This is a genomic window from Rhodococcus chondri (assembly GCF_036327435.1).
In the GTDB taxonomy this organism is placed as follows: domain Bacteria; phylum Actinomycetota; class Actinomycetes; order Mycobacteriales; family Mycobacteriaceae; genus Rhodococcus; species Rhodococcus chondri.
On record NZ_JAUZMZ010000329.1, the window covers coordinates 1 to 2,252 of the forward strand.

1 protein-coding gene and 2 pseudogenes are annotated in these 2,252 nt (G+C 67.9%); 1 reads left to right on the plus strand and 2 read right to left on the minus strand.

Going from position 1 to position 2,252, the window contains the following annotated elements; genetic code table 11:
• Positions 1–128: 128 nt before the first annotated feature.
• Positions 129–353 (minus strand): annotated as a pseudogene (locus tag Q8814_RS26615) (IS110 family transposase); the annotation flags it as partial.
• A gap of 237 nt (positions 354–590) precedes the next feature.
• Between Q8814_RS26615 and Q8814_RS25800 the strand changes: the two are divergent.
• Positions 591–2,012, plus strand: a complete 1,422-nt coding sequence (locus tag Q8814_RS25800) for a WS/DGAT/MGAT family O-acyltransferase (RefSeq protein WP_330154779.1) — start codon at positions 591–593, stop codon at positions 2,010–2,012.
• Between the two features lie 18 nt (positions 2,013–2,030).
• Here the strand turns inward: Q8814_RS25800 and Q8814_RS25805 are convergent.
• A pseudogene (locus Q8814_RS25805) lies at positions 2,031–2,252 on the minus strand (RNA polymerase subunit sigma-24); the annotation flags it as partial.

The following is a 2,252-nucleotide window of genomic DNA, read 5'->3' on the forward strand; positions in this document are numbered from 1 at the left end:
TCGCGTACCGACAAGTGCGCCAACGCCGCCAGCAACNACACCGAGGAGGTGGCACCGGCCTTGACTGCCTGACTCACCGACGAGGAATCACGCAACGGTCCGTACACCACGTCCAGGGACTTGACCCACCGGATCCCGGCTGCGGACAAATCTCGATACAACCCGAACCCGGTTGGTCCGGCTTCGTAGGTCACCGCAACCGGGCGCGGCAATCCTGAAATCCACGACCTGATGTGCTCATACGACGGGGTCAACTGGGCTTGGAACACTTCGCCCGTGACGCCGTCGATGGCTGCTGCTGCGACCGAACGTGCGTGCACGTCCAGTCCGATGCTCGTACGCTCGGTAAACACCGGGGCCTCCCACCACTGTCGGATAGACCGGGCAGGGGGCTTCCTGCTCGGTAACCCACGAACATGGGTGAGAGGGGCCCCGGCCCGCAACCCCTGGCTCAACGCCGGGGGCTGCTCATACCGTCTAGCAAGGCACCGTTTTGTGAGACCTCTCACCGGCGGTGCTTGTGCCGGTTGGGCCGCAGGGGGCCCACCTCGAGGGGAGCCCGCGCTGTGCGCGGAGCGGAAAGACGATGCATGCGGTTACCGATGTCACCGACCGATTCGATGTTCCTGCTCGGAGAGTCGCGTGACCATCCGATGCATGTCGGGGGTCTGCTACTGCTCCAACCGCCGGAAGGTGCCGATGCCCGCGACGTGTACACGATGTTGGTCGAGGCGCTCGACCGCGACGATCAGGTGGCACCGCTGTGGCGGCAGCGCGCGGTCCGGTCGCCGGCGACCTTCCTTCAGTGGGCATGGGAAGAGGATCCGCACTTCGACGTCGAGTATCACGTGCGGTTCAACGCGCTCCCGCAGCCGGGCACGATCGAGGAGTTGTGGGCGCTGGTCTCGCGGTTGCACGCTTCCCTGCTCGACCGCACCCGGCCGCTGTGGGAAGTGCATCTCATCGAAGGACTCGCCGACGGGCGCTACGCGATCTACGTCAAGATCCACCACGCTCGCGCGGACGGTGCCGGTGCGATGAAGTTGCTGCGCCGCGCCCTGAGTACGGATCCCGACGAGACCGGCATGCCCGCGCCCTGGGCGGTGTCCGACAGCGCACCGCCTCCGAAGTCCGCGGTGGGTACGGCCATCGGGCTGCCGGGAGCCCTCGTGCGGGCTGCGCGCGGTGCGGTTTCGGATGTGCTGGCCGTTGCTTCGGAGGCCGTCGGACTCGTCCCGGCGCTCGTCGGCACTGTGGACCGGGCCCTGCACGACCGTGGCGGTTCGCTGTCGTTGGGCGCGCCGTCCACGATCCTCAACGTTTCCATCGCCGGATCGCGCCGCTTCGCCGCACGGTCGTGGCCACTCGAGCGTCTCCGTCTGATTGCCAAAGCCGCCGACGCGACCGTCAACGATGTGGTTCTTGCAATGTCGTCCGGTGCCCTGCGCGCTTTCCTCGTCGAGCAGGACGCACTACCGGACGACTCGCTCGTCGCGATGGTCCCGGTGGCGTTGCGCCGGGACAAGGAGTCCGCCGGTAACGGCCTCGCGATCCTGATGTGTTCGCTGGCCACCGATCGCGAGGATGCCCGGGAACGGCTCGATCGGGTGCGCTCGTCGATGGTCGAGGGCAAGCAGGCGATGAGGGGAATGTCCACGATCGCGCGGCTCGCCACCAGTGCGGTCGGTGTCGCACCGCTCGCGCTCGGGGTGCTCACCGGTAACCGGGCGCTACGGAGGCCGCCGTTCAATGTGATCGTCTCCAACGTCCCGGGTCCGGAAACCCCGCTGTACTGGAACGGTGCCCGCGTCGACGCCCTGTACCCGTTGTCGGTGCCGGTCGACGGGCAGGCTCTCAATATCACCTGCACGAGCACCGACGACGAGATCGCCTTCGGCCTCACCGCATGCGCGCGCACCGTGCCGGGACTGCGACGATTGCTCGATCATCTGGACAACGAACTCCTCGCGCTGGAAGGCGCGGTGGGGCTGGGCGCCTCCCGACCGGCATAGCCGCTCACGCGGGGCCGCTCACGAGGGGTGCAGAGTACCGGCCTTGGCGAGGAGGACAGCCCGTTCGCGTTCGTTACCGGCCAATCGAGCCGCCTCGAGCAGTTCGCCTCGGGCCTCGGCCCTCCGCCCGAGCCGGATGAGCAGCTCACCCCGCACGCTGGGGAGCAGATGGTAGCCCTCGAGTTCGCCGCCGGCGACCAGCTTGTCGACCAATGCCAGCGCGGGCGCCGGGCCGTACGC